The organism is Arthrobacter sp. FW306-06-A, assembly GCF_021870055.1.
GTDB lineage: Bacteria > Actinomycetota > Actinomycetes > Actinomycetales > Micrococcaceae > Arthrobacter.
In genome coordinates this window covers 1616683-1640808 of the sequence record NZ_CP084552.1, presented here as the reverse complement: position 1 = coordinate 1640808, position 24126 = coordinate 1616683, and the positions used below count along the sequence as shown (strand labels likewise).

Below are 24126 nucleotides of genomic sequence, written 5' to 3'. Positions count from 1 at the left end.
GCAAATCGGTGGTCCGGAATGGACCACGGGGTGCGCCCGGCAGGGTCTCAGCCGCGGTCCGCGCGCCTGCCCCGCCGGCTTGCCGCTTCATCGGCGGGTTCGACGGCGGTACGCCGCCGGCGCTCCTCCAGCGCGGCGGCGGCGAGCGACCCCGTGTCCGCCACGTCGTCCGCGTTGCCGGGCCCGTCGTCGTGCTTTCCGTTGCCTGGTCCGGCGCTTACCGCCGGGACACCCGCTGCCCTGATGCCGGTTGCCTTGACCACGAGCACCGCGATCAGGGTGGTGACTGGAATGGCCAGGACCAACCCGATGGAACCCACCAGCGTCCGGATGACTTCCTCGGAGAGTTCGGCACTGGTGAGGGTGTCCATGAGGGGCCGGTCGTACAGCATCACGATGATCAGGATGGGCAGCGCGGCACCGGCATAGGCGAAGGCGATGGTGTACACGGTGGAGGCGATGTGGTCGCGGCCGATCCGCATGGCGGAGGTGAACAGCTTCCGGGCGCTGCTGGCAGGTGCCAGTTCGTAAAGCTCCCAGACGGCCGAGGACTGCGTAATGGTGACGTCATTGAGAACGCCCAGGCCGGAGATGATGAGTCCGCAAAGGATTACCCCGGAGATCGATATGTTCGAGGAGGTGTTGACCAGGGTGGCGGCGTCGTGGCTGCCCACGCCGGCGAGGTTGGCGGCATCGGTGGCCCAGGCTGCCAGCAGGGCGGTAATGGCCAGCCCGAAGATGGTGCCCAGGAGCGCCGTTGAGGTCCGCGCGGAGAATCCGTGGGCGAAGTACAGGACCCCGATCATGATCACGGTGGATCCCACCAGGGCCAGCAGGAGCGGCGGTTTGCCTTCCACAAGGCCGGGGAGCAGGAAGTTCGCGAGCACCACGTAGGCGCCCACCAGGCCGATCAGGGCCCGGAGCCCGCGCCACCGGGCAACGGCGATGACCACCACGGCGTAGAGCACGGCGAGCAGGACAATCGGCAGCGTGCGGACGAAGTCGACGAAGATGTAGGCCGGCGAACCCTGCGCCCCTGTGGCGCCCTGGACGTTGGAGAGGTTCAGGTAACGGATCTGGTCCCCCGGTTTGACGCCGTGGGAGGCGGCCACGTCCGGGTTGATGACCACCTTGACCGGGCTGCCGCCTTTGTCCGGCTCGGTGAAGGCGAAAGTGCACTCCGAGCCCTGGTTTGGCTGCTGCTGAGCGGCACCACCCTGCTGGCCGGAGCCCTGTTGGTTTGAACCCTGCTGGCCGGAACTCTGTTGACCCGTGCCCTGTTGGTTTGAACCCTGCTGGCCGGGCCCCTGCATGCAGCTCCCGGTCAGCACGCTCTGGATGGTGCCCGTATCGAAGGTGACCCCGGGGGCGGTGGAGTACGGATTGGCGAGCGAGATGCCCTCCTTGCTCCCCGAGGGCCAAAGCGCGGCCATCCCGGCCAGGGTCAGCAGCGCCAGGGGAATCAGCACTGCAGCCAAAATGCGGTTCGCCTTGCTGCGGGCAGCCATCGCCTGGGGCGTCGGCTCCGAATGATCCAAGGAAGCGTGGGAGTGACCGGCGCCCATCAGCAGTACAACCTCATGGTTGAACTCTACGTGCGGCGCCATAGGGTTGGTAAATGGACCATCGGGATGGGGAGGTACCAGGCATGGACAACCATGGCAGGGGTGGGGCCGGTTATCGTGGGGCAGAAGTTTCCCCGGCAGGAAGCGCAAAGGCCGGACAGGTGCCGATGGTCCCGGTCCACCAGCCCGTGCTCAGCGTCCTGGATGCCTCCGGTGACACCAAGGGAGTGGTCCTGGTCCTGCACGGCGGCAAGGCCCACTCCCGGGACCCGGTGGAGGCCCGGCACCTGAGCCCGGCGCGCATGGTGCCCTTCGCCCGGCACCTGCACCGTGCGGGCCGGAAACACGGGCTGGCCGTCTGGTCCCTGCGCAACAGTGTCCGCGGCTGGAATGGGCCCGACATGTCCCCCTTGCAGGATGCACGGTGGGCGTTGCGGCAAATCGCAGAACGCCACCCCGATGTGCCGGTGTTCCTGCTGGGCCACTCCATGGGCGGCCTGACTGCGGTATGCGCCGCGGACCATCCGCAGGTGGAGGCTGTGGTGGCGCTGGCCCCTTGGCTGGACCCGCAAACCCCTGCGGACAGGGTTACCGGCCGGAAGGTCCTGATCATCCACGGGACCACGGACCACATGACCAGCCCCACGCAGTCCCTTGCCTTCGCCCGGCGCGCCGCCCCGGACGCAGCCAGCATGCAGTACGTGTCCCTGAGGGGCGTGGGGCACTTCATGCTCCGCAAGGTCCGTATTTGGCACACCCTCGCCGCCGGTTTTGTCATCAAGTCCTTCGCCGAGAGTACAGGGGCGGCGGTCCAGCCGTCCCGGGCCTTCACCGGGCTGCTGCCGGACTCCTCCGTCCAGGTCACCCTCTAGGCCGCCCGGCCATGCCCTGGCGTCCTCCATCCAACGACCGCTTCTACCGGCTGATCGTCCGCACCGGGTTGTTCCTCCGCTGGGCCCTGCAACTGGACATCCGCGCAGAGGGCCTGGAGCACCTCCCGGCGGCACCACCCCCGGCCGGCCCGACCCGGCAGGTGACCCCCGGCGGAGGCGCGGTGTTCGCAGTCACGCACTTCAGCTACCTGGACTTCGCCGTCCTTGAGCTGCTCCTGTGGCACCGCAGCCGTGCCCAGCTGCGGTTCCTGGTCCACCAGGGCGCCGCGGACCATTGGCTGGCCGGCCCCGCCATCAGCGCCTCCGGCCAGGTGGTGGTGGGATACACCGATCGCTCCGATGCCTACGGCACCGCCGTGGCCAAGCTGCGCGCCGGCGAGTACCTGGCCGTGTTCCCCGAAGCGGGCGTGAGCCGCAGCTTCACGGTCCGCGAGTGCCAGACCGGGGCTGTACGCATGGCGGCGGAGGCGGGCGTCCCGGTCATCCCGGTGGCTGTCTGGGGCGCACACCGGATCCTGACCCGCGGCCATGGCTTCTCCCTGCGGCGCAGCTGGCGCGCTCCCATCCAGGTCCGGGTTGGCGGGCCGATAGTGTATCCGCCGGACGTTGACGCGGACACTGCCACGAAGAGGCTGCGCACCACGCTCCAGGCGGGGATTGACCGCTGCATCGCCGGCTTCCCCCTTCAGCCCGGACCAGGGGCGTGGTGGATGCCCGCACACCTGGGCGGCAGCGCCCCCACCGACGCCGAGCGGCAACTGCTGGACGCGGCTGACGCAGCCGCGGGCCGCCGTCGTGCTCCCCGCACAAAGTAGCCGGCTTAAACGGCAATGCCACGCGCCGTCCCAGGGACGGCGCGTGGCACGGCGGTGATGATGTGGACCGGCAGTCGCTAGTCCGAAACCACCAGGGTTTCGGCGCCCGCCAGCCGGGCTTTGCCGCTCTCCAGGAGGGGCTCGACGGCGGCGCGCAGGGCAGTCATGGAATCGTCCAGTTCCAGCATGACCGGGTGCTGGTAGGCGATCAGGGCAAGGATGTCGCGGACGGCTTCGGCGGCATCGTCAGCGGCGAGGGATGGCTCGTGCCCCACGAACACGTCCGTGGGGGTGTCGGCACCCGTTGCCTCTGCGCCCGAGCTGTCCAGATGGGCCGGCGCGGCATCCGGGTCCGCGGGCGCGGCGTAGCTGACCGCGAATGCGCGGATGCGGCCCTTTTTGCTGGGCGCCACTCCCTGGCCGAACGCGGATTCCGGCTGGGCCCGCAGGACGATGGCTCCGTGGGCTCCGGTGAGCTCGTCCAGGAACAGCCTCTGCACCTGGCCGACGGACAGGACGCCCGGGGAGTCCCAGCCGTGGATGGAGGTGTAGTACCGGCCCACCACGTCCGTCAGCTCCACCGAGCCGGTGGCCAGGTCCATCACAATGTCGGAGCCGGCGTTTTCACCGTCAATGGGGCGGCCGCCGTGGTCCTTGTCCGGGAAGACGGGCAGCTTCAGGGCTCCGGGTTCCACGATGACCAGCCGGGAGCGCTGGATCGGCGCCAGCCCGGATTCTTCAGCGAACGCGGCACCTGCGCTGCCGGGTTCCACCTTGGCACGGAGCCTGCTGACGCCCGACGGCGCGTTCCCGGCTTCGCGCCGCAACATGGTCAGGAGGCTGGCCCCAATGCCCGCCCGGCGGTGGTCCTTTGCCACTTCGATGTACGTCCACAGGCGCTCGGGGTGCAGCGAGGCTTCATAGACGACGCCGGCGGCCACGGGAATGCCCACGCCGTCAACGACATCTTCCGCCACGATGCAGCGGCGCCAGGGCATGCCGTCCCTGCCGTTGGAGGACACTGCGAGCGCGCCACGGAACTGGCGGGCCTGGGCGGTGTCCGGGTCACCCCAGATTTCCAGGAGCGCCAGGTCGTCGCCGTCGCGCCATTCACGGTATTCGATGGCCATGCTCAGGCGCCGACCAGCCGTGCCGCCAGGTAGCCCTCCACCTTGTCCAGGGAGACGCGTTCCTGGCTCATGGTGTCCCGCTCGCGGATGGTGACGGCCTGGTCCTCGAGGGTGTCGAAGTCCACCGTGATGCAGAACGGGGTGCCGATCTCGTCCTGGCGGCGGTAGCGGCGGCCGATGGCGCCGGCGTCATCGAAGTCGATGTTCCAGTTCTTCCGCAGCTGGGCGCCAAGGGCCTTGGCCTTCGGGGACAGGTCCTCGTTGCGGCTCAGCGGCAGCACGGCGGCCTTGACCGGGGCCAGGCGCGGGTCCAGCTTCAGCACGGTGCGGACGTCCACGCCGCCCTTGGCGTTGGGCGCCTCGTCCTCGGTGTAGGCGTCCACCAGGAACGCCATGAAGGAACGGGTCAGGCCGGCCGCAGGCTCGATCACGTACGGCGTGTAACGCTCATTGGTGGCCTGGTTGAAGTAGCTCAAGTCCGTGCCGGAGGCCTTGGCGTGGGTGGAGAGGTCGAAGTCGGTGCGGTTGGCGATGCCTTCCAGCTCGCCCCATTCCGAGCCCTGGAAGCCGAAGCGGTACTCGATGTCCGTGGTGCCCTTGGAGTAGTGGCTGAGCTTTTCCTTGGGGTGCTCGAAGAAGCGCAGGTTCTCCTCGCGGATGCCCAGGCCGGTGTACCAGGCCATGCGCTCGTTCATCCAGTACTTGTGCCACTCTTCGTCCGTGCCGGGCTCCACGAAGAATTCCATCTCCATCTGCTCGAACTCGCGGGTGCGGAAGATGAAGTTGCCGGGCGTGATCTCGTTGCGGAAGGACTTGCCGATCTGGCCGATGCCGAACGGCGGCTTCTTCCGGGACGTGGTGAGGACGTTGTTGAAGTTCACGAAGATGCCCTGCGCGGTCTCGGGGCGCAGGTAGTGCAGGCCTTCCTCGCTGGCCACGGGGCCCAGGTAGGTCTTGAGCAGGCCGGAGAACTCCTGCGGCTCGGTCCACTGGCCGCGGGTGCCGCAGTTGGCGCAGACGATGTCCTTCAGGCCGTTTTCGGCGGGGCGGCCCTTCTTCTCCTCGTATTCCTCCAAGAGGTGGTCCGCACGGTAGCGCTTGTGGCAGGAGAGGCACTCCACCAGGGGGTCGGAGAAGACCTCCACGTGGCCGGAGGCTTCCCAGACCTGGCGGGGCAGAATCACGGAGGAGTCCAGGCCCACCACGTCCTCGCGGCCGCGGACCATGGACTGCCACCACTGGCGCTTGATGTTTTCCTTCAGCTCCGCGCCAAGGGGCCCGTAGTCCCAGGCAGACCGCGAGCCTCCGTAGATCTCACCGGCCTGGAACACGAAGCCCCTCCGCTTGGAGAGGGAAATGACCTGGTCGAGGACGGATTTTGCTGCCATGGGATAACTCCAATTTTCTACAGGGCCGCTGGGTGCGGTCCGCGGGTTGTTCGGGCCCCGGCTCCTGCGTGCCTGGGCACAGCGGGCAATGCGTCGGGGCGGATGAAGGAAGACGGTGGAAAGCTCGTGTCCTAGCGTACCGGCCGCTGCCTGCGCAGCGCGCCCCGCGGCCAGGGCAGGGTTGCCAGGATGATCGCGGCGAGGGTCAACAGGGTCCCCAGGACGGTGGCGGGAGCCACGATGGTGCCCGGCGCGGGGAGCACCAGGTCCAGGCCCAGCGAGCCGAGCAACTGGCCGGCGATCATGCCCAGGCCCGTGACCAGCACGCCCAGGCTGCGGACCAGGAGGGCCCCCAGGCCGATGAAGACGCAGCCCATTGGGCCGCCCAGGTAGTACCACCACTCCCCCGGCAGGGGGTTGGCGGGACCGGCCACGGCCAGCTTCACCGCGAACGCTGCCCACAGCACGATGCAGCCGGCCACGAAGTTGACCAACGTGGCCGCGATGGGCGTCCCGTAGTGGACCGTGGCGGTGCCGTTCATGGCCTGCTGGAAACTCATGAGGAAGCCCGCCGCCACCGGCAGGAGGAGGGGAAGGAGCAGTCCGGCCGCGCCGTCCCCGGAGCCCCCGCTGCTGAAGCGCGGGGACACCGCCCACGCAACGGCGGCGATGGTCAGGATGCAGCCGATGATGCGGATGCCCGTCACAGATTTCTTTCCGGCCGGGCCGATTCCCAGCCGGTCCACCAGCAGGCCGCTTACGGTCTGCCCGGTGACGGTGGCGACGGTGAAGAGCGCTACTCCAAGGATGCCGACGGTGAAGGACTGGGCAAAGACAAACAGCGCGCCGATGGCGCCTGCCACCACGTAGATCCGGGGGAAGGCCCGGTTCCGTACAGCCGGGAGGATGTTTGCCAGCCCGGCCCGTCCGCGCGGCAACACCAGGGAAATGATGATCATGACCAGCAGGCCTGTGCTGAAACTCACGGCCGCGGCTGCGATTCCATCGTTGAGCCGCGCACCCAACGCCCCGTTGATCCGGCCTTGGACGGGGATGGCAAGGCCGGATCCCACGGCCAGGGGCAGGCCTGCGAGTACCGGCAGGCGCGAAGGGGAGGTCATTGAATCCACCTTAGTTCAGGCATTATTGCTGTATGAGCAACCCCATTGACGACGTCCCCATCCGCGACAGCATGATCCGGCTGGGTCAGCTGCTAAAGCTCGCCAACCTCGTGGAGGACGGCGTGGAGGCGGCGGAGCTCATCAAGAACGGGCTGGTCAAGGTCAACGGCGAGATCGACGACCGCCGCGGCCGGCAGCTGCACAACGGGGATACCGTCACGGTGAACGGCCAGACCGTCCGCGTGGTGGCACCCCAGGCGGACTAACCCCGCACCGGCTGGCCCGCCGCCGTCGTACGTCCTACTTGTTCAGCACCTCATGCGTGAGGAACTCCCCCACGTGCCCGATCTCCTGCTGGTTAATGCCGTGCCACATGCCGGTGTAGAGCACCTTGGTGAGCTTGACGTGCTTGCGGACCCAGCCCATGGTGAACTCAATCTTGTCCTGGGTGATCACCGGATCCTGCTGGTCCCGGCCCCAGAACATGGGCACGGTGCCGTCCAGCTCGTCGTCTTTGAACGTGGGGTCGCCGGCCGCGTCCACCACGAAGCCTGAGAGTCCGACGACGGCGGCAAAGTCCGTGGGCCGCTGGCGCAGGAGCGTGGTGGCCATGGCCATGCCCATGGAGAAGCCCAGGAGAGTCACCGAAGGGTGGCCGGGCCTGATGGCGTCGATCCAGTCCAGCACGTAGGCCGAGGCCTTCTTGACCCGCTCCAGCGAGTACTCGATGGACGCGGTAAGCGGGAACCAGGTAAAGCCGGGGCCCATGGCGATGGGCGCCCGTATGGACGCGACGGCGAAATCCCTTGGCAGCATGTCGGCAAGGCTGAGCAGGTCCTGCTCATTGGCACCGTAGCCGTGGAGCAGGACCAGTAGCGGTTTACCGGCGCGCTGGTCTTCCGGGTGGGACCACAGGACAACGGGGGCAGGAAATACTTCGGCGTCAGTCATGGTTTCCATTCATACCAGTTACCCGGAAGTAACAACCTACGTTCGCGTAGGCAGCGAAGCGGAAGGCAGGATAGGACCGTGACTGACGCAAGTGCCCTCCAGACCCCGTCTGCCCACCCCGGTTCCCACCCCTGGACCCGGTACGTGGCGATGGGAGACTCCTTCACCGAAGGCATCGGCGACCCCGAACCCTCAAGCCCCGGCGGCCACCGCGGCTGGGCCGACAGGGTGGCGGAAGAGCTGGGCCGAACCCAGCCGGACTTCGCCTATGCCAACCTTGCCGTGCGCGGCCGGCTGCTCCAACAGATCGTAGACCAGCAGCTTGCCCCGGCCCTGGAACTGAAGCCGGACCTGGTCACCCTGTCCGCCGGCGGCAACGACCTGATCCGTCCCGGCGGCGATCCCGACGCGCTGGCCGAGAAGCTCGATTCCGTGGTCCAGATCCTGTCCATGGGCGGAGCCACCGTGGTCCTGTTCAACGGGCCGGATACGGGCTCCTCGGTGCTCAGCCGGATCCGCAGCAAGGTGGCCATCTACAACGAGAACCTGCGCACGGTTGCCGCGCGCCATGATGCCGTCATCGCTGACATGTGGTCGCTGCGGCAGCTGGGCGACCCGCAGATGTGGGACCAGGACCGTCTGCACTTCTCCCCGCTGGGACACCACACCATTGCGGCCATGGTGCTGGATGCGCTCAACGTGGAGCACTCCCTGGAACCGCTGCAGCCCAAGCCGCTGCCGCCGCGCACCTGGCGCGAGGCAAGGAGCGGGGACCTCGTGTGGGCGCGGGAATACTTCGTGCCATGGGTGCTGCGCCGGTTGCGCCACCAGTCGTCCGGGGACGGCCTCACGGCAAAACGGCCGACGCCGGGTCCCGTCTTCGGCCCGGGCGTTCCGTTGGGATCCGGCGAAGGCCCGTTGGGTACCTCCGAACCCAGCCGCCGGTAACGCTGCCGGGGTTACGCTGGAAGGACACCACACGAGAGGCGCGGCACCGTGAGCAGCTTGTTTTTCTGGATCATCATCCTGTCCTTCGTGGTCCCCATGGCCATGCGGGCGTACCGGCGCTCCATGGCGCGGCGGGACCGGGACCAGGGCTTGCCCGGTCCGTTTTCGGGGCCCGGGCAGTTTCCGGGTCCGAACCAGTTCCCCGGTTCGGACCAGTACCCGGGTTATGGCCAGTTCCCCGGTTCGGCCGGGCCGCAGAACCGCCAGCCCCGCGACGGCTACACCCAGCAGGACTACTTTTCCGGCGGCTTCCGCCAGCCAGGCCAGCCGCCGCAGCCCTATGGCGGGCAGCAACTGCCGCCGTACCAGCACGGACAGGCGCCCATGCCGGACCCCCGGTTCGGTGGTGCGCCACAGGAATTCGGGCAGGAACCGCCGCTCCAGCAGCCGGGGTACCAGCAGCCCCAGCTTGGCCGGCCAGGCCCCGGGCAGCCCTCCGGGCCTGCCACTCCCCCACCGCCCTCGGCACCGCAGGGGTTCCGCGCACGCAAGCTCGCCGAACTGGACCAGCAATACAGCAACGGCGAACTGTCCATGGAGGAGTACATGAAGCGCCGCGGCGACATCATGAACGGCTGACTCTGGTAAGCAGGCAGGTCGGGGACCGGTTTCCGGTCCCCGACCTACTCTTTATTTGTCTAATGCGGCGTAATCCGCTGGTTCAATCCACCGAACTAGTCCACCTGGGGGAAGCCCAGGTCGATCACCGAGGTTGATGGGTCGGGCCAACGCGTGGTCACCACTTTGCCCCGGGTGTAGAAGCGGATGCTGTCCGGCCCGTACATGTGGGTGTCGCCGAACAGGGAGTTCTTCCAGCCGCCGAACGAGAAGGTGCCCACCGGAACCGGGATGGGCACGTTAACGCCCACCATGCCCGCTTCGGCGTCGAACTCGAACTGCCTCGCTGCGCCGCCGTCGCGGGTGAAGATGGCAGTGCCGTTGCCGAACTGGTTCTCGTTGACCAGCCGGACTGCGTCGTTGTAGGTATCCACGCGGACCACGGACAGGACGGGGCCGAAGATTTCGTCGTCGTACACCCTCATGCCGGGCTTGACGTGGTCCACCAGGCTGACGCCGATGAAGAACCCGCCGGAGTCGAACTGCTGCGAGCGCCCATCCACCACCACGGTTGCGCCTTCACCTTCCGCTCCCGCAACGTACGAGGCCACGCGCTCCCGGTGCTCCGCGGTGATCAAGGGACCCATCTGCGAGGCCGGATCGGTGCCGTCACCAATCTTGAGGTCCGCCATGCGGCTTGAGATCGCCTTCACCAGGTCGTCAGCGATGTTCCCCACGGCCACCAGGACGCTGACAGCCATGCAGCGCTCGCCGGCGGAACCGTACGCGGCGGAAACCGCTGCATCGGCAGCCATGTCCAGGTCGGCGTCGGGAAGCACCACCATGTGGTTCTTTGCACCGCCCAGGGCCTGCACCCGCTTGCCGTGCTCAGCTGCCCGCTTGTAGATGGACTGGGCCACCGGGGTGGACCCGACGAAACTCACGGCCTTAACGTCAGGGTGCTCCAGCAGGACGTCCACGGCTTCCTTGTCCCCCTGGACCACGTTCAGGACGCCGGCCGGCAACCCTGCTTCGGCGAACGCTTCGGCGATGAAGACTGCAGCCGACGGGTCCTTTTCGCTCGGCTTCAGCAGGACGGTGTTGCCGCAGGCCAGGGCGCTGCCGATCATCCACAGCGGCACCATGGCCGGAAAGTTGAACGGGGTGATGCAGGCCACGACCCCCACCGGCTGGCGGATGGAATGGACGTCGATGCCGCTGGAGACCTGCTCCGACCGCTCGCCTTTCAGCATGTGCGACAGGCCGGTGGCGAAATCGATGTTCTCCAGGCCGCGGGCGATTTCCCCTTCCGCGTCGGAGAGGACCTTGCCGTGCTCGCTGGTCAGGATCGCGGCGAGTTCGGATTTGCGCTGGTTCAGGATTTCGCGGACCTTGAAGAAGATGGTGGTGCGCTTGGCAAGGCTGGTTGCCCGCCATGCAGGCAGCGCGGCGCGGGCTGCCGCGATGGCTTCCTCTGTCCGGGCCGTGGAGGCAAGTGCCACCTGCTTTTCCTGTTGGCCGGTGGCGGGGTTGAAGACCGGACCGAAGCGGTCGGCATCGGTGACGCGGGCGCCGTTGATGTAGTGCGGGATGGTTTCCAAAAGAGTCTCTTTTCCTGCGGTGCTTGCCGGGTGGTTGGTTGGACGGCGTGGTTAGTTGGACGGCGCCCGGTCAGCGGCCTCGAGCGAGCCGTCCACGAGCTTGATGATCATGGAGCAGTCCTTGCCCGCGTCCCCGGCGTCGATGAGCCGCTGGAACAACTGCTGGACGTGCTTGCCGATCTCCAGGGGTGTGCCGGTGTCTTCGGCGGCGCTGATCGCCAGGCCGATGTCCTTGTTCGCGAGCTCGGTGGTGAAGGTAGGTGCGAAGTCGTTGTTGGAGGCCGCTGTGGGAACCACACCGGGCACGGGGTACCAGGTCCGGAGCGCCCATGAGTCTCCCGAGGAAACCGAGGCGATGTCCCAAAAGACCTGCTTGTCCAGGCCCAGCCGGTCTGCGAGCACCGCGCCCTCAGCGGTGGAGGCAAGGTTGATGAAAAGCATCAGGTTGTTGCAGATCTTGGCTGCCTGCCCCGTGGTGGGGCCGCCCGTGGGGATGATGTTGCCGGACATGGGGCCGATGTAGCCGGCAGCGTCCTTGACGGCGCCTTCTTCCCCGCCCACCATGAACGTCAGGGTTCCAGCCTCGGCCCCGCTCATTCCGCCGGACACCGGCGCGTCCACGAACCGGAAACCGGCGGCAGCAGCGGCGTCGTGCAGTTCCTGGGCAGAGGCGATGTCGATGGTGGAGGAGTCGATGAGCAGCGTGCGCGTATCCGCGTGCGCCAGCACCCCGTCCGCGCCGAGATACACCGCGCGGGCGTGCTCGCCCTTGGGGAGCATGGTGAACACGGCGTCCGCGCCATCCACGGCTTCGGCGATGCTGCCGGCCCGCTTGACGCCGCCCGCTGCAGCCGCATCCAGGGCTGCGGGGTTGAGGTCAAAGCCGCGGACGTCATGCCCCGCCTTCACCAGGTTCACCGACATGTGGCCGCCCATGTTGCCCAGGCCAACCCAACCGATAACTGCCATGCGTAAGCTCCTTTGCTTTCATTCCGGCGCTTCTGCCGGCATGCCTGTGTCACCCATCACACCGTGTTAGGGTGCAATCAAGGGGAAAAATCACAGACACTCTGTGCATTGATGCACATCAACGGAAGGTCCAACGTGGACGCCAGACGGCTGCCGAGCCCCGACGACCTGCTTATCCTTTTGACGGTTGCACGCCTGGGCCGTTTCAATGCCGTGGCCGAGAGCCTGGGGACCACCCACACCACGATTTCGCGCCGGATCCTCGCGCTGGACAAGCAGCTGGGCGGCCGCACGCTGGAGCGCAGCCCACACGGCTGGGAACTGACGCAGCTCGGTGCTGCCGCGGTGGACGCGGCGGAGGCGATCGAGAGTACACTCGGCTCCCTGTCGGGCCTGATCAGCCAGGACAATAGCGCCCTTGCGGGCCTGGTCCGCGTGGCCACCACCGACGCAGTGGGAGCGGTGTTCGTCACTCCATCGCTGGTGCGGCTCCAGCAGCAGAACCCGCAACTGAACATCGAAATGCTCAGCGCCACCCGGAAAGTCAGCCAGAACCGGTCAGGGGTAGACCTGGAGATCGTGGTGGGCCGGGCCGACGTCAGCACCGCACAGACCATTTTCCTGAGCAACTACTACCTGCGCCTCTACGCCAGCGCCGACTATGCAGGGCGGCACGGCCTCCCGGAAACGCTCGACGACGTGGGGCAGCACGCGTTTGTCTCGTACGTCGAGTCTGCGCTCCAGGTGGCGGAACTGGGCCCCCGCTGGTCATCGCAGCTGCCGATGCCCCGGACAAGCTTCCAGGCCACCAGCGTATTCGCACAGGTGGAGGCCGTTCGGCAGGGCGCCGGCATCGGGCTGCTGCCCAACTTCATGGTGGCGGACCGGGAAGATTTCGTTCCAGTCCTGCCTGCGGATTTCGAACGCCAGCTCCCTATCTGGGCCGTGGCCCGCCCGGAGTCGCTTCGGTCGGCCCGGGTGCAGGCGGTGATCGCGGCCCTCAAGGAGGAGCTGAAGGAGCGGGCCGGACTGCTGGCAGGCTGAGGCTGGCCCAGCCGTAGGGGCAAACGACGGGTCAGGCCTGGAAGAGCCGCCGCACCACCTTCCCGGCGGCGAGTGCATCAAGCCCCTCGTTGATCTCGCTCAGTGGCCGCGTGTCGGTGTGCAGCAGCTCAACCGGCAGCTTGCCCTCCCGCCAGTACCCCAGGTACCTCGGGATGTCGCGGGCGGGAACGGCATCACCCATATAGGAGCCCAGCAGGCGCTTGCCGGCGCCGGCGAACTGGAGGGCCGGAACGGTCAACTCGGCGGACGGGTGTGGAAGGCCCACCGAGACCACTGCCCCGCCCCGGGTCACCCGTTCCAGGCAGGACGCGATCACGCCTGCCGAGCCCACCGCCTCGACGGCAACATCCACTCCGTCGCCGGACGCTTCCTGAATGAGGCGCCCCGCGTCGTCCGGCGTACCCACCGCGGTGGCACCGGCGTCACGGGCCAGCTGGTGTTTGCCCTGGTTCGGATCAATGGCAATCACGCTGGCAGCTCCGGCCAGGCGTGCCGCCATGACCGCGGAGAGCCCCACCGCCCCCAGGCCGAAAACTGCCACGGACTGGCCGGGACTGACCTCGGCGGTGTTGAACACCGCGCCCATTCCGGTGAGCACGGCGCAACCAAACATCGCGGCGACCGTGTCCGGGACGTCGTCGTCAATCACCACCACTGATTCCCGCGCAACCACTGCGTAGTCCGCAAACGCCGAGACGCCCAGGTGATGGTTGATGCGCTTCCCTTCCGGCGTCCGCAACAGGGCAGGCCCGTGCAGCAGGTCTCCTGAGCCGTTGACCTCCGCTGCCCGGTGGCAAAGCGCGGGCCGGCCGGCCAGGCAGGCCCGGCAGTGGCCACAGCTGGGCACGAACACCAGCACCACGTGGTCGCCCACGGAGATGTCTCCTACGCCCTGGCCCACGGACACCACGCGCCCCACCGCCTCGTGGCCCAGGGCCATGGGGAGTGGCCGGACCCGTGAGCCGTCCACCACCGAGAGGTCCGAATGGCAGAGGCTCGAATAGGTGATGGCAACACCAAGCTCACCGGTGCGGGGCTCCGGCTGCTCGAGTTCCTCCACGACCAGTGGCCGGGCGTCGGCGAAGCTGCTTTTACCAGAGGCGTTTCCAGTGGCGGGGACGGTGGCGTACAGGACGGCGGCTTTCATGGGGCCCTACTTCTTGCTGGCGGCCAGCAGGTCGGCGGTGCCCTTGGCGTCGGCTGCGTCCACGTCATGCAGCGAGACGCCGCGGGTTTCCTTCAGGAAGAAGACCGCGACGGCGGTAATGGCGCAGGCGATGAGCAGGTAGACGGCCACGGGGACCGAGGACTTGTAGGTGCCCAAAAGCGAGGCGGCGATGATCGGGGCCAGGGAGCCGGCCACGATCGACGTCACCTGGTAGCCCAGGGAGACGCCCGAGTAACGCATCCGGGTGGGGAACATCTCCGCCATGATGGCAGGCTGCCCAGCGTACATGAAGGCGTGGAACACCAGGCCGATCATGATGGCCGCCAGGATAATGAAGTCGTTCTTCGTGTCCATCATGGGGAACGCGAAGAAGCCCCAGGTGGCGCCCATAATGGCGCCGGCCATGTAGACGGGCTTGCGGCCGAACCGGTCCGAGAGCTTGCCGACCATGGGCACCACGGCAAAGTGCAGGGCGTGGGCCAGGAGCAGCAGCAGGAGGATGCGCGTGGTGTCGGCCTGGACCACGGTCTTCAGGTAGGTGATGGAGAACGTCACCACCAGGTAGTACAGGATGTTCTCCGCAAAGCGCAGGCCCATGGCGGTGAAGACGCCGCGCGGGTAGCGGCGGAAGACCTCGGCCACGCCGTAGCCCTTGTGGCCGGCGTCCACTTCCTTACGCGCTTCAAGGAAGATGGGGGCGTCGTTGACCTTGGTCCGGATGTAGTAGCCGATCAGCACGATCACCGCGGACAGCCAGAAGGCAACACGCCAGCCCCACCCGAGGAAGGCTTCCTGGGTCAGGGTGGAGGACAGGATGAACAGCACGGCCGTGGCGAGGAGGTTGCCCAGGGGCACCGCGGACTGCGGCCAGCTGGCCCAGAACCCGCGGGACTTACTGGGGCTGTGTTCCGCCACGAGGAGGACGGCGCCGCCCCATTCCCCGCCGACGGCGAATCCTTGGGCAAACCGGAGGATGACCAGCAGCGCGGGAGCCCAGTAGCCGATCTGCCCGAACGTGGGCAGGCAGCCCATGAGGAAGGTGGAGACGCCCACCAGGATGATGCTGAGCTGCAGCAGTTGCTTGCGGCCGAACTTATCGCCGAAGTGGCCGAACACGATGCCGCCGATGGGACGGGCCACGAAACCGACGGCGTAGGTGAGGAAGGCGGCGATGATGCCATCCAGTTCTGTCCCGGCGTTGGGGAAGAAGGCTTTCCCGAACACCAGGGTGGCTGCGGATGCGTAGAGGAAGAACTCGTACCACTCCACGACGGTGCCGGCCATGGAGGCCGTCACCACTTTCTTCAGGCCTGATGCCTTGACGTCGGTTTCCTCGGTGCGCCTTGCGGCGGAGCGTTCCGTACTCAATGCGAACTCCTTCGGCGTCGTCGTCGACACCACGGGGACAGTCGATGGCAGCCGGATGTGATGTACACCACGAAAACCGGCTTCGATGAGTATGGTCTGCTTGCCGGTGCAACCTCAACGACCATTAGTGCAGAAGGCATCTGCAGGAATGCACACTGCTGGAGGTTTCCTTGGAGCTGGCTGAACCTCGGAGGCTTTGACCAGGAACGTGTGGACCAAAACTGCCTGGTCCAGGAGTGCCTAGACCAGGAAGCTGCCCCGCAGCTGCGCCCCCAGTTGGCCTATCTCGGTGAGGAACCCGTCGTGGCCGATGGGTGCCTGGATGACGTGGACGTCCACCTCGCCGGGCAGCGCCTGCGCCAGTTCCCGGGACTGGGACGGGAAGTAGAGTCGGTCGGAGTCGACGGCGGCCACGAAGAAGCGTGCAGTAGCACCGGCCAGGGTTTCGGCCAGGGTTCCCCGTCCGCGGCAGACGTCGTGGCTCATCAACGCTTCGGTCAGGGCGATGTAGCTGTTGGCGTCAAAGCGCTTCACGAGCTTGTTGCCCTGGTGGTCCAGGTAGCTTTCCACCTGGTAGCGGCCACGGGCTGCCAGTACTTCCCCCTGAAGGGGCGACTCGGATGCCTGGGCCGCCCGGCCGAAGCGGCCTTCCAGTTCGGCGGCGGACCGGTAGGTGATGTGGGCGATGCGCCGGGCAAGGGCCAGGCCCTCTTCAGGACAGGGACCGCCGTAGTAGTCGCCGCCGTTGAAGTTTGGATCCTGCCGAATGGCCAGGGTCTGGGCCTGGGCAAAGGCGATTTGTTCTGCCGTGCTCGCAGCCCCCACGGCGATGACGGCACAGCGCTGCACCCTTTCCGGGTAGGTCACTGCCCATTCCAGCGCCCGGGCGCCGCCCATGGAGCCGCCAAGAACCGCGAACCAGCTCTTGATCCCCAACTGGTCCGCCAGCCGGGCCTCCGCCACGGTGCTGTCCCGCAGCGTGACCAGGGGGAAGCGGGAACCCCAGGGCGATCCGTCGGGGGCGGGCGATGAGGGGCCGGTGGAGCCGTAGCAGCCGCCCACAATGTTGATGGACACCACGAAGAAACGGTCCGTGTCCACGGGGGCACCGGGCCCGGCCAGCTGCTCCCACCAGCCTTCCTCGTCGGTGTCTCCGCGGGTTACGTGAGTGCTGCCCGTGAGCGCGTGCTCGATCAGGATGGCGTTGCTGGCGTCTGCGTTGAGGGTGCCCCAGGTTTCGTAGGCCAGCGTAACGTCGGGCAGGTATCCCCCGGCCTCGAGCTCCAGTTCCCCAATGGAGGCGTAGCGGACGATTCCGTGTTCGGGGATGGTGGTTGGGGCGACGGAAACCGTCATGGCAAGACCTCTTCTACGCGCTTGCCCGCCGTCAATTGACCGGCAGGCCAGGTCCTCACCCGGGGCACCCCACCGCGGAAGGAGGGTTGCCGGCCAGCAAGCCGGGGCTGTCGCTGGCACTCATGACCTGGATCGAGTGTACGAAACACCACCCGGTCCAAGCCAAGAGTGTGACTGGTTGTGACTTCCCGACTTGCTGCCTGCCCTGCCCTGCCGCCTAAGTGGCGCCCCGGCGTCGTACTTTAGGCTTCTAGGCGTCCTTCGCAGCCCTGAAGCCTGCTTCAAGGTCGGCGAGGATGTCGTCGATGTGTTCCAGGCCCACGGAAAGCCTGACAAGTCCCGGGTGCACCCCGGCCACCACCTGCTGCTCCGGCGAGAGCTGGCTGTGGGTGGTCGACGCCGGGTGGATGACCAGGGAGCGCACGTCGCCGATGTTGGCCACATGGGAGTGCAATTCCAAAGCGTCGACGAAGCGTTTGCCCGCCTCCGCTCCGCCGGCCAGGTTGAAGGCGACGACGGCGCCCGTCCCCTTGGGCCCATACTTGCGGCCACGCTCGTACCAGGGGCTGGACGGCAGCCCGGCGTAGGCGACCGATTCGACGTCGTCCCTTGCTTCAAGCCACCGCGCAACCTCCGCCGCGTTTGCAACATGGCGCTCCACCCGCAGGCTCAATGTCTCCAGGCCCTGGGAAATCAGGAAGGCGTTGAACGGCGAAACCGCCGAGCCCAGGTCCCGCAGGAGCTGGACCCGCGCCTTGAGGATGTAGGAGAGATTGGCACCGAGCGCTCCATCGGCTCCCAGGTCGCGGGCGTAGACCAATCCGTTGTACGTGGGATCCGGGGTGTTGAAGCCGGGGAACCGTTCCGGGTCCTTGCTGAAATCGAACTTGCCGGAATCGACGATCACGCCGGCGATGGCTGTGCCGTGGCCGCCCAGGTACTTGGTGGCCGAGTGGATCACGATGTCCGCTCCCCACTCCAGCGGCCGGATCAGGTACGGCGTCGAGAGGGTGTTGTCCACGATGAGGGGCACGCCGGCCTGGTGGGCGACTTCGGAGATGCCCTCGATGTCCAGGACGTCCTGGCGCGGGTTGGAGACCACTTCACCGAAGAAAAGCTTGGTGTTGGGCCGGACGGCGTTGCGCCACTGGTCCAGGTTGTCGGGGTCGTCCACGAACGTGACGGAGATGCCGAATTTTTTCAGGGTGTGGGCGAAAAGGTTGTAGGTGCCGCCGTAGAGGCTGGGGCTGGCTACGATGTGGTCGCCGGCCTCCGCAATGTTCAGGACCGCGAACGTTTCGGCGGCCTGGCCGGAACTCAGCAGCAGCGCGGCCAGGCCGCCTTCAAGGCTGGCAATCCGCTGTTCGACGGCGTCCTGCGTCGGGTTGCCGATGCGGGTGTAGATGGGCGCCAGTTCGGAGAGTGCAAAGCGGTTGGCTGCGCTCTCGGCCGTTGGGAAAACAAAGGACGTGGTTTGGTAGATGGGCAGGGCACGGGCTCCCGTTGCACTGTCCACTTCCTGGCCGGCGTGGATCTGGCGGGTTTCGAAGGACCAAGCGTTGGACATCCAAATCTCCTTTGACATGGGCCCGGCATGCTCAGGGGCAGTGCGGGCCGCGCTTGCTGTCGGCTCGTGCCGGACAGCCAGGTCCTCACCCGGGGCACCCCACCGCGGATGGAGGGTTGCCGGCCAGCGAGCCGGGGCTTGGCGCTGGCACTCATGACCTTCGCCAAGTCTAGGAAGCGGGGGCGCCCAACGCCATGAGTATGACGGGTCGTGACAAAAGCCTGGACGTGGAAACACACCGCCAGGACTGCAGCGTAGGTTTGCGAAGATTCGCACAGGGAATGCGAAGGATCGCCCGAGCTTCGGAAGATCGGGTTCCCGTCCCCGATAGATTTGAACGGGGAAAACCCCCTCGTTTCTCACAGTCAAAAAAGGACGGACGTTCCGTTGCCTCCGATTCTGCGCCCTGCCGCACGTGCCACTGTTCTATACATTGTGTTGGTCTGTTCAATGCTGGGAGCGGTGCTTCTCCCTGCTCCCATCGCCAGCGCCGCGGCGGCTGACAAGGGTGATTACATTGTCCGGTTCCCCTCGGCAGCGGACGTCAGGCAAGAGAGCAGTGCCCTGCGCGGCCAAGGTATTGGCGTTAGCCGTATGTTCGATAATGCGATCAAGGGCGCTGCGATAAAAGCCACCCCGGCGCAAGCCTCAGCCCTGATGCGGTCCGGCAAAGCCGTCGCCGTTGAGCCGGACCAGCCCGTCACGGTCTACAGCACAACCCAGGAGCAGGCGCCATGGGGACTGGACCGGATAGATCAACAATCGCTGCCCCTATCCAGCACGTACACGCCCTCCGGCACCGGGCAAGGCGTGAGCGTCTATGTACTCGACACTGGGATCCTCGCATCCCACGTCGACTTCGGCGGCCGGGTTGCAACAGGTTGGACGGCGAAGTCCGACGGCCTCGGGTCCAGCGACTGCAACGGACATGGCACCCATGTAGCCGGCACTATCGGCGGTTCAACCTATGGCGTGGCAAAACTCGCGACTTTGATCCCGGTGCGGGCACTGGCCTGTGATGGCACAGGCCTCTACTCGGACGTTATTGCAGGACTCGATTGGATTGCAGGGGACCACCGTGCCGGAACTCCGGCTGTGGTGAACCTCAGCATTGGCGGCCCCACGAGCAGCACCTTGGACGCTGCCGTGGAGGCGGTAATCGCCGACGGTATTTCCGCGGTTGTTGCTGCAGGTAACAGTGCCACCGATGCATGCACGGCTTCCCCTGCCAGGGTTCCGGCGGCAATCACGGTCGCTGCCAGCGATTCCACGGACCACCAGGCCAGCTTCTCAAACTTCGGCAGTTGCGTGGATCTTTACGCCCCCGGCGTTGGCATTACATCCGATTGGTACACCTCCCCGGCCGCCACCGCATCTCTAAGCGGGACCTCAATGGCCACTCCCCATGTGGCAGGCGCTGCTGCCCTCATGCTCTCGCAGAACCCGCTGCTCTCCCCTGCCCAGATAGGAGACGCACTGAATTCTTCCTCAGCCAGCGGCAAGATCTCCAACGCCAGCCCGGGAACCCTAAACCGGTTGCTGCAAGTTGCGTCACCGGCAGGAACCAGCAGTCCGTCGAACCCTGGCTCGTTTTCCTCCCAGACCCCGTTCCGGCAGCTTGATACGCGCAACGGCACCGGAGGCACCAGCGGGCCAGTCGCTCCCGGAGCCACCATCAAGGTCCCGGTAACCGGACGGGGCGGCATCCCGGCAACAGGCGTGTCAGCCGTGGCCGTAAACGTCACTGTCACCGAGCCCACCAGCAACGGATTCATCACCGTCCACGCCGGAGGCACCACCCCACCGGGAACCTCCAACCTGAACTTCGCCGCAGCCCAAACCGTGCCCAACCTCGTCATCACCCCCGTCGGCAGTGACGGAACCATCGCCCTGACCAACAACTCCAACGGCACCGTCCACCTCACCGCCGACACCTCCGGCTACTACATCGCTGGAACCGCCGTAGACCCTGGCGCGTTTTCCTCCCAGACACCGTTCCGGCAGCTTGATACGCGCAACGGCACCGGAGGCACCAGCGGACCAGTCGCTCCCGGAGCCACCATCAAGGTCCCGGTAACCGGACGGGGCGGCATCCCGGCAACAGGCGTGTCAGCCGTGGCCGTAAACGTCACTGTCACCGAGCCCACCAGCAACGGATTCATCACCGTCCACGCCGGAGGCACCACCCCACCGGGAACCTCCAACCTGAACTTCGCCGCAGCCCAAACCGTGCCCAACCTCGTCATCACCCCCGTCGGCAGTGACGGAACCATCGCCCTGACCAACAACTCCAACGGCACCGTCCACCTCACCGCCGACACCTCCGGCTACTACATCGCTGGAACCGCCGTAGACCCTGGCGCGTTTTCCTCCCAGACACCGTTCCGGCAGCTTGATACGCGCAACGGCACCGGAGGCACCAGCGGACCAGTCGCTCCCGGAGCCACCATCAAGGTCCCGGTAACCGGACGGGGCGGCATCCCGGCAACAGGCGTGTCAGCCGTGGCCGTAAACGTCACTGTCACCGAGCCCACCAGCAACGGATTCATCACCGTCCACGCCGGAGGCACCACCCCACCGGGAACCTCCAACCTGAACTTCGCCGCAGCCCAAACCGTGCCCAACCTCGTCATCACCCCCGTCGGCAGTGACGGAACCATCGCCCTGACCAATAACTCCAACGGCACCGTCCACCTCACCGCCGACACCTCCGGCTACTACATCGGTGGCTGATCAAATGCCGATCCTGGTCAGCTGGGAGGCAGGAAAACAGCCCGAATCCACGAAGGAAATTCCAGTAAGGGTATCCTTAGCTGAGAGCCGCATCACAAAGTGCCAAGATGTTGCCATGCGCATGGATCACGTCTCTTACGCCTGTGAACACGACGGCCTCGCGGCCACTACCGAACGTATTGCAACTGCCCTCGGCGTTGAGGCAGTGAAGGGCGGGGTGCACCCCCGGTTCGGAACCCGGAATATGATCATCCCGCTGGCCGGTCACAAGTACCTGGAGGTCGTGGAGGTCCTGGACCACCCCGCTTCTGACAAGGCACCGTTTGGACAGGCCGTACGGGCCCGTTCCGCGGCCGGCGGCGGCTGGATGGGCTGGTGCGTCGAAGTGGACGACCTCGCCCCCTTCGAGGAACGCCTTGGCCGCTCCGCCGTCAACGGCAACCGCAAGTTCCCGGACGGCCGCGAGCTGGTCTGGAAGCAGATTGGCATCCTGGGCCTCATCGCTGATCCCCAGGTCCCGTACATGCTTAAGTGGGAGGGCGATCCCTCGCTTCACCCGTCCAACGCCTACCAGAGCAGCCTCAAGATGAGGTGCCTGACCATCGCCGGCTCCGCGTCGAGGGTCACGGAATGGCTGGGCGAGCCGGTGGAGAAGCCGCTCGAAGATGTTGCGGTCGAGTGGGTCGCCCCGCACGGAACGCCGGGCATCCTGTCGGTCACCTTTGAGACCGCCAACGGGGCCGTCACTATCTGACGCTCCAGCCCTAGTCTCTTTTTGGGAGATGGGTGTGCCGGGTCCACGCCCGGATAATCTTCGGCCGCCATGAGGTGGTGACAACGGCGTCACCACCTCATGGCGGCCGAATTCGTTCAAGCGGCGTTTGACTTTTTGGGCTCAGGGCAGCGGATTTTTCTGCGCCAAGCATGCTCTTTTTCACACGGGACATTTGGGCTGCGACAGGGAACCTTTGCGTCCAAAAAGTACGACGACGGCGGGCGGCTTCGGTGGTCCGGCTTACCCACTCAGGTAAGCTGCTCGGCGCAGCTCATATTGTCAGACCCCTGTTGGATGATCTTCATATGGGAATCAGCGGTGGTGTGAGGGCAGGTGCGGAGGGCGTTCATGCCTCGGTGGCTGCCCTCGGTGCGCTGGATGCCATAAGTGCGCTGGAGCGGGAGGATGCTTTCCTGGCCTCCGGGGTTGGTGTTGGTTCCGGTGTTGATGTGCTGCAGCGGCGGTACGAGATCCGGCTGGAGCGGCTGGAACTCACGGCCCGGTTGGAGGCGCAGCTCGCGGCGATGAAGGCGCGGGATGCAGCCGAGGCGATCGGGTTCCAGCAGGCCATGACCCCGCCCGACGCGTCCATCCAGGACCGCACCTACGCCGAGATGTCCGTGGTGGAAGAGATCGCAGGGGTCCTCACCGTCAGCTCCGCCGCCACAGGCGCCCTGGTGGAACAGTCCCGAAAAATCTGCTCCCTCCCACCGGTGTTCCAGGCCCTGTCCACCGGTGCCATGTCCTGGCAGCACGCCCGCATCGTCGCGGACGAAACCGAGGGCCTCGACGCGGCCGGCGCTGCCGCGCTGGTGGCGCACTTCTTCGACCCCGACGCACCCCACCCCGCCCGCGGCGCAGCCCCGGGCGAACTCGTCCCCTCCCGCTTCCGGGCCAAAGTCCGTTCCTGGCGCGAACGCCACCACCCCGAGACACTGCAGAAACGCCACGCCAAAGGGGTGACGGACCGGCGAATGGAATACACCCCGGACCGGGACGGCATGGCCTGGATCTCGCTCTACCTCCCCGGCGACACCGCCTGCGCCATCTGGAACCGCACCACCGCCACCGCCCGCGGCCTCCAAGGCCCCAACGAACCACGCACCATCACCCAACTCCGCCCCGACATCGCAGCATCCCTGCTCCTCAGCGCCGGCAACACCAAGGGCACCGGCACCACCACCGCGGCAGAGCCGGCCAGCATCGACGACGGGACCGGCAACGACGACGTGACCGGCAACGCCATCAGTTCGTCGGCCGTGAGGGAGATCGGCAAGGTCCCCACCCCGCGGGCCGACGTCCTGGTCACGGTGCCGGTGTTCTCCCTGCTCGGACTCACGGATGAGCCCGCCATGCTCGACGGGCTCGGCCCCATCCCGGCATCCATGGCCCGCAAACTCGTCGCCGACGGCGCGGCCTTCTACCGCGTCCTGGTCGACCCCCGCGACGGGGCACCCTTGGAGATCGGCCGGAAGAACTACCGGCTCACCGAAACCATCAAACGCTGGATCAGGATGCGCGACGCCAAATGCACCTTCCCCGGCTGCACCAACCGCACCCCGGACAACGAAACCGACCACCTGAAAGCCTGGGAACACGGCGGACCCACCGGCACCAGCAACCTGGCACAACTCTGCCCCAAACACCACCGGCTCAAACACCACACCCAATGGACACCAGACCCGGCCACCACGAGTGAATCACCCGGCTGGACCTCACCCACCGGCCGCCACTACAAACCCGAACACCCCCACCCAGAACCCACACACTGGCCACCGGGAATCCTGCCGGCGGAAGCTATCGTGGCTGCCATGCCGGTGGATGCTCCACAGTGGCAGCAGCTGCTCGCGGGCATGCCTGATTGGGCCGATCCACCACCCGAAGATCCACCCGGCGAAAACCTGCTCGAGCCGGGCGAACTATGCCCGACAGATCCACTGTGGGAGGACTTCTACGCGCAGCCCTTCATTCTCCCACCGGACCCAGAAGCGGACTCCTGGTTGCTGCTGTCGTTCATCCGAGAGCAGCTATCACGCCAATAACGCCCTGCATCGTCATAACGGTGAGGCCGGGCAGCCCAGACTGAGGAGGTGGG

At 66.6% G+C, this 24126-nt stretch carries 20 protein-coding genes and 2 riboswitches; of the genes, 9 read left to right on the top strand and 11 right to left on the bottom strand.

Features of this window, described 5'->3' with window-relative positions; translation table 11 throughout:
- Positions 1-47 precede the first annotated feature (47 nt).
- The gene (locus LFT49_RS07470; RefSeq protein ID WP_237430486.1) at positions 48-1508 is read right to left on the bottom strand and encodes a YibE/F family protein; all 1461 of its coding nucleotides are present in this window, start codon (positions 1506-1508) and stop codon (positions 48-50) included.
- A 224-nt stretch (positions 1509-1732) separates the two neighbouring features.
- Here LFT49_RS07470 and LFT49_RS07465 point away from each other — a divergent pair, with 224 nt between their 5' ends.
- Positions 1733-2437 carry an alpha/beta hydrolase gene (locus tag LFT49_RS07465; protein WP_237430485.1) on the top strand — a complete coding sequence of 235 codons (705 nt, stop codon included), beginning with the start codon at positions 1733-1735 and terminating at the stop codon, positions 2435-2437.
- 11 nt (positions 2438-2448) lie between these two features.
- Positions 2449-3273, top strand: coding sequence for a lysophospholipid acyltransferase family protein (locus LFT49_RS07460; RefSeq protein WP_236821691.1), 825 nt, complete (start codon positions 2449-2451; stop codon positions 3271-3273).
- 77 nt (positions 3274-3350) lie between these two features.
- Here LFT49_RS07460 and LFT49_RS07455 read toward each other — a convergent pair whose 3' ends face one another.
- The 3 genes from LFT49_RS07455 to LFT49_RS07445 form a co-directional block, all read right to left on the bottom strand.
- Positions 3351-4403: a GNAT family N-acetyltransferase gene (locus LFT49_RS07455; protein WP_236821690.1), complete on the bottom strand. Its 1053-nt coding sequence runs from the start codon at positions 4401-4403 to the stop codon at positions 3351-3353.
- A 2-nt stretch (positions 4404-4405) separates the two neighbouring features.
- Positions 4406-5791: a glycine--tRNA ligase gene (locus LFT49_RS07450; protein WP_237430185.1), complete on the bottom strand. Its 1386-nt coding sequence runs from the start codon at positions 5789-5791 to the stop codon at positions 4406-4408.
- A gap of 131 nt (positions 5792-5922) precedes the next feature.
- Positions 5923-6912: a DMT family transporter gene (locus LFT49_RS07445; protein WP_237430184.1), complete on the bottom strand. Its 990-nt coding sequence runs from the start codon at positions 6910-6912 to the stop codon at positions 5923-5925.
- Positions 6913-6944: 32 nt separating this feature from the next.
- On the opposite strand from LFT49_RS07445, the gene LFT49_RS07440 reads away from it, so the two are divergent.
- The gene (locus LFT49_RS07440; RefSeq protein WP_236821687.1) at positions 6945-7178 is read left to right on the top strand and encodes an RNA-binding S4 domain-containing protein; all 234 of its coding nucleotides are present in this window, start codon (positions 6945-6947) and stop codon (positions 7176-7178) included.
- Positions 7179-7212: 34 nt separating this feature from the next.
- Here LFT49_RS07440 and LFT49_RS07435 read toward each other — a convergent pair whose 3' ends face one another.
- Positions 7213-7863 carry an alpha/beta hydrolase gene (locus LFT49_RS07435; protein WP_236821686.1) on the bottom strand — a complete coding sequence of 217 codons (651 nt, stop codon included), beginning with the start codon at positions 7861-7863 and terminating at the stop codon, positions 7213-7215.
- 78 nt (positions 7864-7941) lie between these two features.
- Here LFT49_RS07435 and LFT49_RS07430 point away from each other — a divergent pair, with 78 nt between their 5' ends.
- Positions 7942-8811 carry an SGNH/GDSL hydrolase family protein gene (locus tag LFT49_RS07430; protein ID WP_237430183.1) on the top strand — a complete coding sequence of 290 codons (870 nt, stop codon included), beginning with the start codon at positions 7942-7944 and terminating at the stop codon, positions 8809-8811.
- A 48-nt stretch (positions 8812-8859) separates the two neighbouring features.
- A complete protein-coding gene (locus tag LFT49_RS07425) occupies positions 8860-9450 on the top strand; it encodes a hypothetical protein (RefSeq protein WP_237430182.1) in 591 nt (196 codons plus the stop codon).
- A gap of 95 nt (positions 9451-9545) precedes the next feature.
- On the opposite strand, the gene LFT49_RS07420 is transcribed toward LFT49_RS07425, so the two are convergent.
- Positions 9546-11030: a CoA-acylating methylmalonate-semialdehyde dehydrogenase gene (locus tag LFT49_RS07420; protein WP_237430181.1), complete on the bottom strand. Its 1485-nt coding sequence runs from the start codon at positions 11028-11030 to the stop codon at positions 9546-9548.
- Positions 11031-11081: 51 nt separating this feature from the next.
- A complete protein-coding gene (mmsB, locus tag LFT49_RS07415) occupies positions 11082-11999 on the bottom strand; it encodes a 3-hydroxyisobutyrate dehydrogenase (protein WP_237430180.1) in 918 nt (305 codons plus the stop codon).
- A gap of 111 nt (positions 12000-12110) precedes the next feature.
- Between mmsB and LFT49_RS07410 the strand changes: the two genes are divergently transcribed.
- Positions 12111-13043, top strand: a complete 933-nt coding sequence (locus LFT49_RS07410) for a LysR family transcriptional regulator (RefSeq protein WP_237430179.1) — start codon at positions 12111-12113, stop codon at positions 13041-13043.
- Between the two features lie 31 nt (positions 13044-13074).
- On the opposite strand, the gene LFT49_RS07405 is transcribed toward LFT49_RS07410, so the two are convergent.
- The 4 genes from LFT49_RS07405 to LFT49_RS07390 all read right to left on the bottom strand — a co-directional run bounded on the left by LFT49_RS07405 (position 13075) and on the right by LFT49_RS07390 (position 18523).
- On the bottom strand, positions 13075-14211 hold the full coding sequence (locus tag LFT49_RS07405; protein WP_237430178.1) for a zinc-dependent alcohol dehydrogenase family protein: 1137 nt from the start codon (positions 14209-14211) through the stop codon (positions 13075-13077).
- A 6-nt stretch (positions 14212-14217) separates the two neighbouring features.
- Positions 14218-15600, bottom strand: coding sequence for an MFS transporter (locus LFT49_RS07400; protein ID WP_236801836.1), 1383 nt, complete (start codon positions 15598-15600; stop codon positions 14218-14220).
- Positions 15601-15840: 240 nt separating this feature from the next.
- The gene (metX, locus tag LFT49_RS07395; protein ID WP_236801835.1) at positions 15841-16956 is read right to left on the bottom strand and encodes a homoserine O-acetyltransferase MetX; all 1116 of its coding nucleotides are present in this window, start codon (positions 16954-16956) and stop codon (positions 15841-15843) included.
- Positions 16957-16968: 12 nt separating this feature from the next.
- Positions 16969-17084: riboswitch (SAM riboswitch) on the bottom strand.
- A 122-nt stretch (positions 17085-17206) separates the two neighbouring features.
- Entirely contained in the window at positions 17207-18523 is a 1317-nt protein-coding gene (locus LFT49_RS07390; RefSeq protein ID WP_236801833.1) for a bifunctional o-acetylhomoserine/o-acetylserine sulfhydrylase, read from the bottom strand.
- 44 nt (positions 18524-18567) lie between these two features.
- A riboswitch (SAM riboswitch) is annotated at positions 18568-18682 on the bottom strand.
- A 303-nt stretch (positions 18683-18985) separates the two neighbouring features.
- Here LFT49_RS07390 and LFT49_RS07385 point away from each other — a divergent pair.
- From LFT49_RS07385 to LFT49_RS07375, 3 genes are all read left to right on the top strand, one after another.
- Entirely contained in the window at positions 18986-21256 is a 2271-nt protein-coding gene (locus LFT49_RS07385) for a S8 family peptidase (RefSeq protein ID WP_237430177.1), read from the top strand.
- Between the two features lie 115 nt (positions 21257-21371).
- Positions 21372-22010, top strand: coding sequence for a VOC family protein (locus LFT49_RS07380; RefSeq protein WP_237430176.1), 639 nt, complete (start codon positions 21372-21374; stop codon positions 22008-22010).
- A gap of 326 nt (positions 22011-22336) precedes the next feature.
- A complete protein-coding gene (locus LFT49_RS07375; protein ID WP_237430175.1) occupies positions 22337-24073 on the top strand; it encodes an HNH endonuclease signature motif containing protein in 1737 nt (578 codons plus the stop codon).
- Positions 24074-24126: the final 53 nt, after the last annotated feature.